General features: G+C 68.3%; 1 protein-coding gene and 1 pseudogene. Both read right to left on the bottom strand.

Features of this window, described 5'->3' with window-relative positions; translation table 11 throughout:
• Window positions 1-113: 113 nt before the first annotated feature.
• Window positions 114-461 carry a hypothetical protein gene (locus tag MEICH_RS0103390; protein WP_027891442.1) on the bottom strand — a complete coding sequence of 116 codons (348 nt, stop codon included), beginning with the start codon at window positions 459-461 and terminating at the stop codon, window positions 114-116.
• Window positions 454-794 (bottom strand): annotated as a pseudogene (locus MEICH_RS23430) (transposase); the annotation flags it as partial. The gene MEICH_RS0103390 and the pseudogene MEICH_RS23430, both read right to left, overlap by 8 nt.

Raw genomic sequence — 794 nt, 5'->3', positions numbered from 1 at the left:
GGGGCGGGCCGTAGGGCAGCTCCGGGGCCGCGGCGGTGGCGGCGGCCTGGGTCTGGAGGGCGTAGTCGGAGGCGGTGGGCTCGCTCACGGCTCCCTCCCTCGCGGCGCGGCGGTCACGAGACCAACCTCACGGTGCGCTTCTCGCGGGCCGACAGCACCGCGCTGTCGACGATCTGCTGCCCCACGCGGCACAGGGCGGGGTCGAGCGGGCCGATGGGGTCCTCGCCGGTCTCGAGCACGTGCAGGAAGTGGTTGACGGGGTTGTCGTGGGGGGGGTGTAGCGTGTCCACGGGGACCTCGTGGGTTTCGCGGCGGGCGCGGGTCTGCAGGCGTACTACCGGCTCATAGTCGTAGCTCGAGAGCGTGCCCTCGCTGCCGACGAGCACGAAGCCGCACTTGGGCTGGGGCTGGGTGACCCAGGGGTCGGTGAAGGTGCCCCAGCAGACTTGACCGCTATACATCTTTTGTATGCAACCCCAGGAACCTCAAAGCGGAGAGGGGGTTGAAGGAGAAGGCTTCCAGGGCGGCTTTTTTAGCCTGGACCTTGCGGTAGTTGAGGCAGTTCAGCACGAAAGCCCGCAGGGCACAAAGGTTGAAGGCCAGGGCGCCACGGGCCTGGGCATGGTCCTCGCGTAAGAGCACGTCGCGTACCCAGAAGTTCCGGTTCTCCACGCCCCAGCGTTGGCGCATGAGTTCGCCCAGACGCCTGGCCCCCGCCGCCTCGGGTCTGAGGCTACTCAGGGCGTAGTGCACGCTGTAGCGCTGCTGCTTGCTGCGCTTATGCCACACCCAGC

It is taken from the genome of Calidithermus chliarophilus DSM 9957 (assembly GCF_000430045.1).
GTDB classification, from domain to species: domain Bacteria; phylum Deinococcota; class Deinococci; order Deinococcales; family Thermaceae; genus Calidithermus; species Calidithermus chliarophilus.
Note: the sequence above shows the minus strand (reverse complement) of the source record. Positions and strands in the feature narration are given on the sequence as shown.